Source organism: Bacteroides xylanisolvens XB1A, assembly GCF_000210075.1.
GTDB classification, from domain to species: Bacteria; Bacteroidota; Bacteroidia; order Bacteroidales; family Bacteroidaceae; genus Bacteroides; species Bacteroides xylanisolvens.
Genome location: NC_021017.1, coordinates 677,259 through 690,448 on the forward strand (window position 1 = coordinate 677,259; position 13,190 = coordinate 690,448).

Consider the following 13,190-nt stretch of genomic DNA (forward strand, 5'->3'; position numbering starts at 1 on the left):
AAACACGAACGAAGGACAGCCATCACGTTCTGTCATACTCTTGGCGAAAACCTGGTTCTCGTCCCATTTCTTCAGCACATCTTTGTTCACCTGCGAAAGGTCAAACTGCGAATATTCAGTAAATCTCTTACCCATAGCTGTCTACGATTTTACTATTTACAATTTACAATTTGAGGGGTATCCCCATTTTTAAGGGTGCAAATTTACAAAAACATTTGTTTAGTTGAGCAAAAAGCTAAGACTTTTAATCGGATTCGTGTGAAGTTAACGATTATAAACTGCCTACAGCCTAAACAAAACAGGTATCTCCTTGTTTTAGTGGGAAACCTAAAAGCACTTTAACTTATGAATTACGGTATTAGCATTTTATTCAGAGCAATCCCTTTGGCGATGGCTATTTTTTGCTTCGGATACGGAGCGTTCATTTATGGTTATGGAGATGACGGGAGTCGTGTTGTGGCCGGTCCTGTTGTGTTTTCACTCGGTATGATATGCATTGCACTGTTTTGCACGGCTGCCACTATCATCCGGCAAATCATACATACTTATAATAAATCGGCCAAATACATTTTGCCGGTTATAGGCTATCTGGCAGCCATCATTACTATTATTGGAGGCATCTGCATTTTCAGTAATGCCACTTCCACCTCTGCATTTGTTGCAGGACACGTTATCACCGGCGTTGGATTTATTACCACTTGTGTAGCTACCGCCGCCACCTCTTCTACCCGATTCTCTTTAATTCCGAGGAATTCAAAAGCGACAAGTAATGAAGTTCCGGAAGGAGCTTTTTCCCTTAATCAGAGACGGGCATTGGTCATTGTTGCCATCATCGTTTCGCTGATCGCATGGATATGGGCATTTGTATTATTAGGCAACAGTCATTCTCATCCTGCTTATTTTGTGGCGGGGCATGTAATGGTCGGTCTGGCATGTATTTGTACCAGTTTGATTGCACTGGTAGCTACCATAGCACGCCAGATACGTAATGATTATTCAGAAAAAGAACGGAATAAATGGCCGAAACTGGTTTTATTAATGGGATCTATCTCTTTTGTATGGGGATTATTCGTGATTTTGGCGGATTCCGGAAGTGCAAACGGTACCACCGGATATATTATGCTCGGGTTGGGGTTAGTATGTTACAGTATTTCCAGCAAAGTAATCCTGCTGGCTAAGATATGGAGGCAAGAGTTCAAATTAGCCAACCGTATTCCTATGATTCCGGTATTTACGGCATTGGCTTGTCTGTTCCTGGCGGCTTTTGTATTCGAGCTTGCTACTATACATGCTGATTATTTCATTCCGGCACGTGTTTTGGTAGGTCTCGGAGCTATTTGCTTTACGCTGTTTTCTATCGTTAGTATATTGGAGAGTGGCACGTCTTCCAAATAAAAAAGTATTCTATAAAAAGGGCGTCACTATATGCCCCGGATAGTGACGCTATCCGGACAGCATAGCGTCACTCTTTTTATTTCTTGTATCTCACCTCATACAGGTCATTCCTGCGGTCTTTCAAGTTGCGTACACTACCATAAGTATGCAGTTCGTTCAGCAAATCCAGATCAACATCCGATACCAAAATCATTTCGGTGTTAGGAGTTGCCTCCGCCCTCTTTCCGTCCGTTGGAAAAGCAAAGTCGCATGGGGTAAATACCCCCGATTGGGCATATTGAATATCCATATTGTGCACACGGGGAAGATTTCCTACACTTCCGGCAATGACTACAAAAACATTCATTCTCGATGGCACGTGCCTGCGCACAAACACGAACACGGGAATAGGCATTCTGGGTATCTGTCAGGAAAGGAACAAATAATATCTGCATTCCCTGATCTGCCATCAGGCGGGAAAGTTCGGGGAACTCGACATCATAACAGATCAAAACTCCAATCTTTGCACAGTCCGTGTCAAAAGTATTCAGAAGTTTACCACCATTAAGTCCCCAACTTTTTATTTCATCGGGAGTGACGTGTAATTTCTCATACATTTCGTAGGTTCCATCCCGTCGGCAAAGGAAACCTACATTATAAAGCAATCCGTCCTCTTTTACGTATGGCATACTTCCGGTTATAATGTTGATATTATAGCTAATAGCCAGATTCATAAACCGTTCCCGAATTTCATCCGTATACTTTGCCAATCCGCGAATAGCCTGCGATTCTCCTTTATCGTTATACTTCGACATCAAAGGAGCATTGAAATATTCCGGGAAAAGAACAAAATCACTTTTATAATCAGAGACTGCATCCACAAAGAATTCTACTTGTTCGAACAGGTCATCCAACGTTTTATAACTACGCATCTGCCATTGCACCAGTCCTACACGAACCGTAGTTTTGGGACTGATATATTCTTGTGTAGGTGGCTGATAATAAATATTATCCCACTGCAACAAACAAGCATAATGTTTTGATTCTTCATCATTTGGCAGATAATTAGTCATTACCTTACGAACGTGAAAGTCATTCGACAACTGGAAAGTAAGTACCGGATCATAAATCTCGCGTTGACGTACCCGTTCGATATATTCTTTCGGACGCATTTTGTCAGCATATTTATGATAATTCGGGATACGTCCGCCAAACATGATTGCTTTCAGATTCAATGTTTCGCAAAGCTCCTTACGATATTCATACATACGACGTGCGAGACGCAAACCACGATAGCCCGGGTGGATGAATACTTCAATGCCATACAGGATATTTCCTTTAGAGCTATGTGTATTGAATGTTTCCTTACCCGTAACCTGTGCATACGTATGGTCGTTCTTTACTTTATCATAATCAACAATAATGGAAAGAGCACAACCAACTATTTTATCGTCAACGACTGTGACGATCTGACCCTCCGGAAAGATTTTAATCAACTTCTGAATCTGCTCACGAGTCCAAAACACATCGCTACCGTCAGAATAAACACGGGTAAACGATTGGGATAGTTGTACATAATCTTCTATTTGCAGATTGCGTATCTGCACTTTATTAATTTTTATCGGATGTTGTTCCATAACAATACGTGTTTTATAAAAGATAGTGCAAAGGTATAGTTAATCCTTTAATTGTGTTTTGAAACCAAGAAAAATTAATAATAGTATTTTATGTAAATTGAGTTATTCAATTCAAACTTATATACTTTGACATTACTCTAACTCTAATATTTCTTTTACTTCACCTTCTCCTACGTGCTTTCGTCCTTCTCCAAAGGTAAACTTAGTGCCTTCAGAAAAATTATCTCCTAAAGCTCTTCTAATAAGAAAAGCTATTTCAACTACCCCCTCATCTCCGGGATAAAAAGCCTCCCTATCAAGCAAAGTTATTTGACCAGAAGTTTTCGTCTCCTCAATAAAATCAAATAAAGGTCGATACCCACTATAAAATGGGGTTCTACGACCATCCTTATATAACCTTATACTAGCTATAATTCTAATCATAATAGTAACAATATAAAAAATAATCAACTAATTTGTGAGAATAAAGAATGGCGGACAATGTTAGCTATAAGTATATTCATCAAAGTTATTCTAATAAATTGAAAAACAAAAAAAATCAAATAGATATTTTCTAACATCAATTCATTTAATAGTCAAAAGGAATAATCGAACGATAATATCTTTTACACAAATATATATTTTATCTCTGGAAAAATTTAACGAATGAGGGAAAATAATGATGGCGGCACTGGTGTTCAATGACTTATGAGGACTTATGGTGAAAGCCTCGCCGATGCGAAAGTGCAAGGAAATGAAAGGTAATGAGGGCGAAGGGTTTTCAAATCATTACCCGATAACGAGGTAAGGTTATAGGGCGTTGGAGTCTATTTCTACTCTCTGCCATATTCTGCATAACAATGTACAACTCGCTGATAACTAATTTTGTAACCAAAAAGAATTGGATTATGCGAAGTACATTTAAGGTACTGTTCTACGTGAACGGAAGCAAGGAGAAAAACGGTATTGTCCCTATTATGGGGCGAGTTACAATCAATGGCTCGGTGGCACAATTCAGTTGCAAACTGACTATTGCAAAAACAATGTGGGATGCCAAAGGTAATCGGGCAAAAGGCAAGAGCAAGGAGGCACGGGACATCAATTTGGCTTTGGATAACATCAAGGCTCAAATCATCAAGCATTATCAGCGCATCTCGGATAGAGAAGCCTATGTTACTGCCGAAATGGTACGCAATGCCTATCAGGGTATAGGAACTGAGTATGAAACATTGCTCGGGGCGTTTGATAAAGACAATGAGAGTTTCAAGAAGCGTATCGGCATAGACCGTGCTGCAAGTTCCTATAAGGTGCGTGTAAGGTCACGAAATCATTTGGCTGCATTCATAAAAAAATGCTACAAGCGTAGTGATATTTCCATGCTTGAACTTACTCCCGATTTTATCAAGGAGTATGAAATTTATCTCTCTACTGATGCAGGACTACATAATGGCAGTGTATGGTCACATTGTATGTGGTTGAAGACAATTGTTTCTAAGGCTCATTATAATGGACTGACACCGAGAAATCCGTTTGCTCAGTATCGGGTTAATCAGAATATCAAGGAGCGACAATATCTTACAGAAGATGAAATCAAGGCTGTAATGACACACGAGTTTGTGGATAAGAAATTGGCTTACATCCGAGACCTGTTCGTGTTTGCAAGTTTTACAGCCTTGTCATTCGTGGATATTAAGGAACTGACTACCGATGATATTGTAGAGATTAACGGAGAGAAGTGGATTCTATCTAAGAGACACAAAACAAAGGTCAATTTCCAAGTGAAGTTGCTAGATATTCCGTTACAGATAATCAAGCGTTACGAGAGGTTTCAAGAGAATAAGCTGGTATTCCCAAATCTCAACTATTGGAACATCTGTAAACCACTGAAAAAGATGATAAAAGAGTGCGGTATTACGAAGGATATTTCATTCCATTCAAGTCGTCATGGGTTCGCTACGCTTGCTCTGAGTAAGGGTGTTCCTATTGAGAGTGTGAGCCGAGTGTTGGGGCATACGAACATTACCACGACACAAAAGTATGCCAAGATAACCACCGAGAAAATCGACAAGGATTTGACGATGTTCGGCAACAGACTTAATCAATCTTTTAGTGAAATCTCAATAGCAATGTAACTATGGAACGAGCAATTATAACAATCAGTGAAAGCGGTATAGTGAATATTCCAAGCGGTAATGTTTGGATGTCTGAGATGGAATTGGTGGAGTTGTTCGAGGTGATAGCCCCGACACTCCGAGTTGCCATAAAAGCAATATACAAGAGTGGAACGCTTTGCCCTGTAAACACTCAACGATGCGATTTGGCAACGCCTAAAAGTTGGTCTACATTCTATAATCTCGAAATGGTCTTTGCACTTGCATTCAGATTGAATACCTATGAAGCGAGCTGGATAAGGCAAAAGGTATTGGAGGGTTTGTGCAAACAGAAAGAAAATAACATAGGCATATTGATTTTCCTAACACTATTATCTTCCCAAGATGTTGTTTTGTCATAAAGCTGTTATAAAGAAGTGTTCTTTTATATGTTGATTTGCATAAAAAAACACCTATTAAGCTAAGAATCTTGGGACAAACTTTGGCTAAGTTGATAAGAAGAATTATCTTTGTAAAATAAATTAGGGTTAATAGAACCTTGATTTGACAAGTAAAGAAAAATATGAGTATGAGATATCCTTTGTATTATTTAAATTGCGATGAATTTGAGAATTTAGTTATCCTAATATGCAATCACATATTAGGCTCTGCGACTATTCCATTTGCAAAAGGTAAAGACGGAGGAAAAGATGGTAAATTTATTGGTAAAGCCAACAAAATCCCGAGTGAATCTAGTCCATGGAATGGGAAAATCATTATACAAGCTAAGCATACAGAGAAAATTAATGCATCTTGTTCTGAATCTTCTTTCAGTCGGATTATAGAAAATGAGGTAATAACTGCAATCGAATCTTTAAAGAGTCGTACTGAAATAGATTTCTATCTTCTTTTTACAAATCGTTCTCTTTCTGGAATTCAAGATTCTACGATATCAAAGAAAATTAATGATGCAACAGGTATTCCCACTATATTAATTGCCGAGGAAAAAAATTCAAAATGTATTTGAAAGAGTATCCAGATGTCGTACGTGCTGCGGAATTAAATCGTTTGCTTTTGCCTTTTGAATTTGATGAATCAGATTTGCGTGATGTTATCATTTTTCTGCACAAGCAAATTAAAGAGAACAAAAAGGTTGTTGCTCAAGCAGGATTTGAATATCCTGGTTTGGATAAAAAGAATGAATTGAACAAACTTAGTAAAAACTATTTTGAGGATGTTGTCAAGAAAAGTTTAGAGGATTTTGATAAAATACGAAAATTTTTATCGGATTCCATAAATCAAGACATTGAGGAGATTTACGCCGATGCAGCAAGCGAGTTAAATGCAAAAATAGCTTTAAAAAGAGAACAGTTTTATGAATTTGAACAGGTTCTTGAAACATGCTATGATAATATGGTACGAGACAATGCCGACATACTTAAAGGCAAAAAGAAACTCGTTCGCACCTTGCTTCATTATATGTATTGTAACTGTGATATTGGTATAAAAGAATGATTGCGCCTAATAAACATACAGATATTAAGACATCAGTACCTTACATTGCAGGTCTTACACTTAAAGAAGTTGCAAAGAACGGTATAATTAAATATGATGATCTTAAGCGCTCGGTCACTACTAAGGTCGGACAAAACTTAGGAGACTCATTTGAGTATGCGGTCTCATTCTTGTTCTTATTGAATAAGATAGTATATAACCAGTCTTCGGACTCTTTTACTTTGACATTATGAAACTAATTAAAGTTTTTTCAGATGGCCCATTTAAGAATGTCAAGTTCAATGAGGGTTATAATATTGTATTGGCTACTATACATGATAAAGAGAACAAAAAAGACACTCATAATCTTGGCAAAACGTCTTTGTTGGTTGTTATTGATTTTTTATTATTATCAACATTTACAAAGAAATCGCCAATTTTAGCAAATCCAATATTTTCTACACAAACATTTTTTTGGAGCTTTTACTAAACTCAGGGAAATACCTTGTTATTCGCAGAGGTATTGAAAAACCCTCAAAAATAAGTTTCAAACTGAATGAAATTCCTTTAACTAACTTTGATATTCCAACAGAATGGGATGAAGAGAATGTAGCGTTTGAGGAAGCTAAGGATATGTTAAATACATTTTTAGGCTACGATGTGCTGACTAATTGGCCATATCGTAAGTCTATATCTTATTTCCTTCGTTCTCAGAAAGATTACTTAGATGTATTTCAACTTAATAAATTCAAGGGTAAACACATTGGTTGGAAACCATTTGTTTTTGACCTTTTAGGATTTGATGGCAGCTTAGTTGAAAAGAAACTCCACTGTGACGATGAAATAGTAGAAAAAAAATCAGAGATTGCGACTCTTCAAAAACAAGCCAGTATAGACATTGCTGAACGTGATAAGATTATTGGTCTTATTGAAATCAAGTCGGAAGAGAAGGACCGCACGGAAAAGGAAATCGATAAATTTAATTTCTATAGCCAAGATGTTACGGTGACACGTGAACTAATAGACTCTATTGACACGCAGTTACAAACTCTCAATTCTGAAAGATACCGTTTGGGATATGAGATCAAAAAGATTAATTCATCGTTGGAACAGACATCTGTAACCGTTCGATTAGATAAATTAAAAGAACTGTATAATGAAGTCGAACTCTTCTTCCCTGAATCATTATCAAAACAATATGAGGAGTTAGAGCGATTTACTGATGCAATATCTTCTGAAAGACGAAAATATCTGGAAGAGAATCTGTCTTTCCTAAAGAAGGAGTATGCCCAAATAAATGATGCAATAAAAGTAAAAGAACAAGAACGCAGTGACAAGATTTCTATTTTAACAGAAGTTGATGTATATGATAAATTCAAAGTTTATCAAAAAGAATTAGCATCTTTAGAAGCTGAATTATCCCTTTTACAAGAAAAATTACGTTTGATAGACAATTCGTCAACTATTAGAACAGAAATAGAAAAACTTAAAGACGAAAGGAAAGAGTATATAGATAAAATTCGTGAAGCTATTGATGGTCGAGCTCATGCTGACATCAATAAGATTTTCAACCAAATTGTAACGGAAGTAACGGATACAAACGCTATTATATCAATAAAGCAAAACTCGGACGCAAATGTTGAATTTGAGGCTGATTATCAAACAACAACCCATGTTACTACATCGGAAGCAGATGGAACTTCCTATAAGAAGTTATTGTGTGTTGCCTTTGATATCGCTTTATTGGTCTCTTACTCATCGCATTCTTTTTATAGATTTGTTTATCACGATGGTGTATTAGAAGGATTAGATGACCGCGTAAAACAACGCCTTATCATGGTTACACAACGGATTTGTTCTGAATATGGATTACAATATATCTTATCATTAATTGATTCGGATATTCCTAAAAATGTAGAAGATTCTAATCAAGAATTTCCAATGGATGCTGTTTGCCTCAATCTTAATGATTTAGATGACAGCGGAAAATTGTTTATGCGTAGTTTTTAATACTCAGATAGGGAATATAAAAAGGCGTTTACTTCCAATGATTTGTGAACGCCTTTTTATATTAGACTGCCCCATAGTGCTATACATGAAAAACGTCTTTTGAGTTAAGAGTGCTGATGGTTAGGTTTACTTGTTAACACAAGCTTTTTCTATTAATTTTATAATTTGATCCGATTTAAACATGTATGACATTTGTTGATGCACTTTATCTGGATTGGTCTCAATATTTCCCGCATTTATACCGATTAACATTACTGGTCTATAGAATTCATCAGGAGCTTTTAACCCATCTCCTATCTTGAACCCTTTTTGAATTGCGAATACAGGACTACCAGAAGCACCAGAAGTGCTAAATGCTTCATATGCTAATGCATGACCATTATCTCTCCCGTTGAACGAATAATCAAGACGAGGATCACTGGAAATGACTCCGCTTCTTAATATTGGCATATTATGCTTGTGGTCATAAACAATAGGGAATCCTATGATTGCTACACTATCACAAATACTTAGGTCTTTCTCAAAATTTTCAGAATTTGCTAACATTGAATATTCGATGCAAATAGGAGTCTTCTTAGACCAGCAATCATTAACTTCAATATTTGTAATACATGCAATGTCGTCTATATCATTTTCGGCAAATAGCATATTGTATGATTTCATTTCTATTGTTTCGACCTCAACATTTTTAGTCGTTTCATTATAGTCGCGACGATCAAATGTGATGCTCAGCAGCTTGTACCCTTGATATTTGGTTTCTTTCCAATCTGGTTGTACCACATGTCTATTAGTTATAAGAAACAACTCATTCTCTTTAACAATAAAAAAACCTGTACCTTGTATTGATACATTGTCAGTTCCATTAGAAATGACTAATGTGATTTTACTTACTGCGTATATATATGTATTATTCAATCCGTGATGCATATTATTATAAGTTAGTTATCTTACTGCAAAGGTATAGTAATATTTGTAATTAAGGTTTCTTTTAACCAAAAGAATGAGATATTTATCATCCTATCGCATTCATGCTCTATCAAATCTTGGTAGGTAGTCACTTTGTGGTACTTCTTATTGGCTGTGGAGATGGAGTTGAAAGTTTCTCCGTACAGTCAATTTTGGCTCGCTCGATGGCAGACAAGTCCATCGACGACATTGAGCCTTTGGTCTCGGCTACGAAGAAGATGTGCGAACCTTCTTAATGGACCAATTGGGAACAAAGTTGCTTATTGAGAATGCGAAGGAAGAAATTAATTAACCTATTACGCAATGGGGTACTCTTAATTCACATTATCTTTGTTTGCTATATTATAGTAGGTATATACTTTTGTAGTGTACTTATTCTATACTTTTAAACTGTGTTTTAAGCTCATTATAATCGAACACATAAATATCAATATCAGGCGCAATTGATTGATAATATTCTTTGATATTTTTACTAACTGCATCAGTATATTTTTCCAAAACAAATACAATTATAATGTGTGGATTCTTTTTTAAAAGATTCTCCTTATATCTAAGAACTTGCTGATATGTATCTCTTAATCTATTAATGGTAATATTATTCTTTATATACTTACACTCAACAAGATATATTCTATCACTAATTGCACCTATTGCATCATACCTATATTTGCCAATTTTTACTTCCTCTGTAAACTTTGTATTGTAAATTGTATTTAACTTTTGTATTGCTAAATGAGCTGAGTTTTCTGCAGAAAACGCTAATGCACAAATATTTGATTTCTCGTTTTTAATAACTTCTTCAGAATCCTCTATATTTATGGGCATTTGCTCTTCGTATTTAGAATTCTCTGTTGCCTCGCTTAAATATTTTGCTTTACGTTCTGCGTTTGTAAGTTTGACAAAATTATCCTCATTCTTAAAATCGGTAGGACCATACAATTTCTCATGATGATAGCAAACCAATAATACAAAAACAACGAAAATGACTACAGGGAAGATAATAATAAACCAAATAAATGGTAGTCGTTCTTCAGCACCATTTAGTTTATCTAGCCCAATGGAGAATACTAGCCCAGCTATCAAATAGCATATAGTAACAAATAACGCAATTACTCCAAGAGGATTTCTTAAAAAATTCTTTATATTATCCTTGTTTAGCATAGTTTCTACATCCATTATTCTTTTATGTTTTCTGCAAAATTACTTATAATTTCTCAAATCTGTTATTCTCAGTTGAGAATTATTATCTTTGCAGAGTTAGAACGATAATTTTATTAGTGAAATGGATATGAATAATATACAAAGGACACCAGAACAACAGATAGATGAAGCTGTAGAAATTTCAAAAGCATTATTTTTACCCAATGCAAGGAATCCGCACGAAGCTGAGAAAATTAAACGCAATATAGAAGCCGCAGGAGATCACTTGAAATCTTTAGTAGCGATTGTTAATGATGCAGATCTTTTTAAGGCATTAGTATATGAGATAATGTCAAAAATGAGATAACTAAATAGCCTGCGACCTCGCATGCTATTTAGTTATAAAGGTTCTAAAATTATTATTCCATCTCCAAGAAACCCATCAGGAAAGCATCGGGGAAGATGAATTTCTTTTCGCCGAGGGTGAATTTGATATGGATAAATTTCTCGTTCTTGTTGATTTTTTATAACCGTTCCTTTGCCGAACTTTTTGTGAAGTACGTTGCTATCTACCGTCAATACCTCTAATTGAGATTTGATGTTGTCAATTTCGACATCATGGGGAGCAGCAGAGTGTATTGGCGATACTGGTGCTGCCAACCTCACAGATTGCGGTTGAACAATGGGCTTTGATTGAGGTTGTTCCACCTTTACAGCCGTTCTTTGCTGTTCTGCATGCTTATCCTCAGTAGTTTCACTACTCCTTGAATATGCACTATAATCAACCTTGTTCATTGAGGATTGCTGATTATAGAACAGTTTCTCATATTGAGTCTTGCGAATTGTGGTATCCCAACCGCCGACCTCGTCATTGGTATGTTTGTCAATACCTGTATAGGTAAGACTTGCATCCTCGTAACGTTTGAATTTGAAGATGGCGTCGTTCATCAACGGTGCGTTGAACACGCCAAGAGAGCAAAGCATATTGAAGTCCTCGACACTCAAGCCTGTAACCTTTTTGAATAAGCCTGGCTCTAACTGCGTGATAACATCTTTCAGGCATCGCTCGCGGTAGTCGGTCAGGTACATAAATACAGGGATTCGGGTAGCAAACTTTATCAGTTTCTCCTGAATCTGTTTGCGTTTGCTCTTCATCTCCTTTTCCTCGGCAGAGATTTCTTTTTTCTCTTTTGGTGTCGGGTCGGGGTTCTCTTTCTTCGCCTTCTTTACAGCTTCTGATTTATTTATAATGGTAGTAAGGTCGCTGTTCAAGTTGCGGAAGCCCTCAATGTTCATCAAGGCTTTCATTGCTTCAGGGCTTGCAAGCAAGCGTTTCAGCGTGTCGTTATCTACATTCACAAGCAGAGCAGATTCCCAACGCTTTGCGAGTAGTGTAGCCGATGTTCCAGCCAATGCAATATCAAGAATATCTTGTGCATCGACCTCCTTCATACTGCTGCCGTCGTATGCAAGTACGGGCAAGAACTTTATAAATTCGCCTACCTTTGCTTCGGGATTGCTCTCGTTAATGTCGAGCCGGCAGCTATAGTCGGATATTTGCCGCAAAGCTCGGTCGAGTGCAAAGTCGAATACATAGCACTCGTTCTTCATTATGGTCTTGCTACCTTCTTCATTCTTCACCTCCCAAGGACTCTGCACGCGGAACGCAGCCTGAAAATAGGTTTCAGGGCTTTTCAAATTACGGAGCATAAATATACCAGTCCAAGGTTTAACTGTTACACCCGTTGTCAACTTACCGCAAGTGAGCGTAATGGTCTTTGTTTCCAATGGATCGCCCATATTGGCTTGCACAGGATGTAGAGCATCAAGACCGATGCCGGCTGCTGTTCCGGCACAAACTACTACCTTATAGTCGTGGTAGAACTTGTTTTGCCTTTGAGCAAGCAGATTAGCCATTGCAAAGCACGAAGCCACATTTGGCAAAAACCACAATGTGTGCGAAAGCACATTAAGCAAGCGTGTATCGCTGAATGGCATTGGAGGTCGCTTGTCTTGTCCGAGTTTCAAATCATCGACACTTGCAGGCAAATAACCGCCACGAATAAGGTCGAGCCATTTCTGTACCTCATTCTCATATTTGAAACGGGCATTCTCGCCTTTGCCCTCTGCTGCAAAGAACAGATTGAGGTCGAACTCGTCAAACTCTCCCTGCTTGGCAACCTCCTGTATCTCGTCAGGCATACGGTAGGTAAGCATAACCATTCGTGGCAAGGCAAGATACGGATTACCGCTCCTTTTCCACTCTGCTTTTGCTCGTTGCTCGTCAGAGTAAGTCCAGTTGAATATCTGCTCCTCTATAAATTCACCGTTATTTATTGCTCTGAATGGAGTACCCGACAAGAAGAGATAGTATCGTGTGGAGATAGGCAACCATGTTTCATTGATGGCGTTGCTTGCTTCATCTTTCTTGTATTTCTCGGCATCGAAATCTACGGCATTCTCTTCATCCTCTTTCTCGAACAGCTCTTTTGCTCGCTCT

Annotated in this window: 15 protein-coding genes and 1 pseudogene; 10 read left to right on the top strand and 6 right to left on the bottom strand. The window is 37.4% G+C overall.

Annotation, left to right across the window (positions count from 1 at the left end; all coding sequences use genetic code 11):
- The coding region (locus BXY_RS23845; protein WP_394809835.1) for an isoleucyl-tRNA synthetase at window positions 1-135 on the bottom strand (135 nt) is incomplete at its 3' end.
- Between the two features lie 210 nt (window positions 136-345).
- On the opposite strand from BXY_RS23845, the gene BXY_RS02775 reads away from it, so the two are divergent.
- Entirely contained in the window at window positions 346-1,395 is a 1,050-nt protein-coding gene (locus BXY_RS02775; RefSeq protein WP_004316419.1) for a DUF2776 domain-containing protein, read from the top strand.
- 76 nt (window positions 1,396-1,471) lie between these two features.
- On the opposite strand, the pseudogene BXY_RS02780 reads toward BXY_RS02775, so the two are convergent.
- Both BXY_RS02780 and BXY_RS02785 read right to left on the bottom strand, forming a co-directional pair.
- A pseudogene (locus BXY_RS02780) lies at window positions 1,472-3,011 on the bottom strand (GNAT family N-acetyltransferase).
- A 132-nt stretch (window positions 3,012-3,143) separates the two neighbouring features.
- Window positions 3,144-3,434 carry a hypothetical protein gene (locus BXY_RS02785; protein WP_008640146.1) on the bottom strand — a complete coding sequence of 97 codons (291 nt, stop codon included), beginning with the start codon at window positions 3,432-3,434 and terminating at the stop codon, window positions 3,144-3,146.
- A 461-nt stretch (window positions 3,435-3,895) separates the two neighbouring features.
- Between BXY_RS02785 and BXY_RS02790 the strand changes: the two genes are divergently transcribed.
- From BXY_RS02790 to BXY_RS02815, 7 genes are all read left to right on the top strand, one after another.
- Window positions 3,896-5,122 carry a site-specific integrase gene (locus tag BXY_RS02790; protein WP_208946908.1) on the top strand — a complete coding sequence of 409 codons (1,227 nt, stop codon included), beginning with the start codon at window positions 3,896-3,898 and terminating at the stop codon, window positions 5,120-5,122.
- 2 nt (window positions 5,123-5,124) lie between these two features.
- Window positions 5,125-5,502 (top strand): hypothetical protein, encoded by a 378-nt coding sequence (locus BXY_RS02795; protein ID WP_015531167.1) that lies wholly within the window; start codon window positions 5,125-5,127, stop codon window positions 5,500-5,502.
- 167 nt (window positions 5,503-5,669) lie between these two features.
- Window positions 5,670-6,107 (top strand): hypothetical protein, encoded by a 438-nt coding sequence (locus tag BXY_RS02800; RefSeq protein ID WP_208946734.1) that lies wholly within the window; start codon window positions 5,670-5,672, stop codon window positions 6,105-6,107.
- Window positions 6,104-6,595 (top strand): ABC-three component system protein, encoded by a 492-nt coding sequence (locus tag BXY_RS02805; protein WP_208946735.1) that lies wholly within the window; start codon window positions 6,104-6,106, stop codon window positions 6,593-6,595. The genes BXY_RS02800 and BXY_RS02805 overlap by 4 nt, the downstream gene beginning before the upstream one ends.
- Window positions 6,592-6,828, top strand: a complete 237-nt coding sequence (locus BXY_RS23850; RefSeq protein ID WP_015531170.1) for an ABC-three component system middle component 8 — start codon at window positions 6,592-6,594, stop codon at window positions 6,826-6,828. Before BXY_RS02805 ends, BXY_RS23850 begins: the two co-directional genes overlap by 4 nt.
- Entirely contained in the window at window positions 6,825-7,064 is a 240-nt protein-coding gene (locus BXY_RS02810; protein WP_015531171.1) for a hypothetical protein, read from the top strand. The genes BXY_RS23850 and BXY_RS02810 overlap by 4 nt, the downstream gene beginning before the upstream one ends.
- On the top strand, window positions 7,049-8,584 hold the full coding sequence (locus BXY_RS02815; protein ID WP_208946736.1) for a DUF2326 domain-containing protein: 1,536 nt from the start codon (window positions 7,049-7,051) through the stop codon (window positions 8,582-8,584). Before BXY_RS02810 ends, BXY_RS02815 begins: the two co-directional genes overlap by 16 nt.
- Before the next feature lie 126 nt (window positions 8,585-8,710).
- Here BXY_RS02815 and BXY_RS02820 read toward each other — a convergent pair whose 3' ends face one another.
- Window positions 8,711-9,499 (bottom strand): S1 family peptidase, encoded by a 789-nt coding sequence (locus BXY_RS02820; protein WP_208946737.1) that lies wholly within the window; start codon window positions 9,497-9,499, stop codon window positions 8,711-8,713.
- Between the two features lie 113 nt (window positions 9,500-9,612).
- On the opposite strand from BXY_RS02820, the gene BXY_RS02825 reads away from it, so the two are divergent.
- On the top strand, window positions 9,613-9,786 hold the full coding sequence (locus BXY_RS02825; protein ID WP_208946738.1) for a hypothetical protein: 174 nt from the start codon (window positions 9,613-9,615) through the stop codon (window positions 9,784-9,786).
- A gap of 136 nt (window positions 9,787-9,922) precedes the next feature.
- Here BXY_RS02825 and BXY_RS02830 read toward each other — a convergent pair whose 3' ends face one another.
- Window positions 9,923-10,726, bottom strand: coding sequence for a hypothetical protein (locus tag BXY_RS02830; RefSeq protein WP_015531173.1), 804 nt, complete (start codon window positions 10,724-10,726; stop codon window positions 9,923-9,925).
- Between the two features lie 106 nt (window positions 10,727-10,832).
- On the opposite strand from BXY_RS02830, the gene BXY_RS02835 reads away from it, so the two are divergent.
- Window positions 10,833-11,057 (top strand): hypothetical protein, encoded by a 225-nt coding sequence (locus BXY_RS02835; RefSeq protein WP_015531174.1) that lies wholly within the window; start codon window positions 10,833-10,835, stop codon window positions 11,055-11,057.
- 32 nt (window positions 11,058-11,089) lie between these two features.
- Here the strand turns inward: BXY_RS02835 and BXY_RS02840 are convergent.
- On the bottom strand, window positions 11,090-13,190 hold a 2,101-nt coding region (locus BXY_RS02840), incomplete at its 5' end, for a restriction endonuclease (protein ID WP_208946739.1).